The organism is Martinezella calliandrae (assembly GCF_030272695.1).
Classification (GTDB): Bacteria; Pseudomonadota; Alphaproteobacteria; order Rhizobiales; family Rhizobiaceae; genus Rhizobium; species Rhizobium calliandrae.
In genome coordinates this window covers 1-602 of record NZ_JARFYN010000194.1, presented here as the reverse complement: position 1 = coordinate 602, position 602 = coordinate 1, and the positions used below count along the sequence as shown (strand labels likewise).

Genomic DNA, 602 nt, shown 5'->3' with positions numbered 1-602 from the left:
TGAAGCATGTTTACGAACGTGCGCCGCAGCTTTCGGTTGCCGGGCATCTTTCTCGCCGATTAGCCGCAATATTGCGGGGTGATGATGCCTCCCTCCTGGGGGGCTGGATCGCTGAGACCGGGGACAGCGAACTGGCCTCTATGGCTGCCGGAATTAGCCGCGACATCGAGGCCGTCCGTGGCGCGATCAATCATCGATGGACAACCAGCCCCGTCGAGGGTCAGATCAACCGCCTGAAGACGCTGAAGCGGCAGATGTATGGTCGTCCCGGCTACGCACTGCTGCGCAGTCGCGTTCTAATGGCGGCAGTGGATAATCAGAATGCCGGGGACGGCAACCATTCAGCATTGCCTGTGGCGGAGCGTCGGCCTTAGACTTGTTCGGCGTTCAACAAGGATTGCGATATGGCTGCGCATCAGACGTCCGTCACCGAAGCAATGAGCCTTGACGATCTCGATGATTATCTCATGTCCGACAGCTCTCCAGCGGAGAGTATGCTGCTATCCGATCTCGATGGCTTTTTGACCGGCATCGCCGTCGGGCCGGAGGCAATCCCGCCCGACGAGTGGTTGCCGGTTATCTGGGGCGAGACCGCGCCTCAG

2 protein-coding genes are annotated in these 602 nt (G+C 60.0%); both read left to right on the top strand.

Going from position 1 to position 602, the window contains the following annotated elements:
• Window positions 1–374: transposase (locus tag PY650_RS36685; protein WP_285885005.1), on the top strand; the 374-nt coding region annotated here is incomplete at its 5' end.
• A gap of 30 nt (window positions 375–404) precedes the next feature.
• A partial coding sequence (locus tag PY650_RS36680; protein ID WP_285885001.1) for a YecA/YgfB family protein occupies window positions 405–602 on the top strand: 198 nt, incomplete at its 3' end.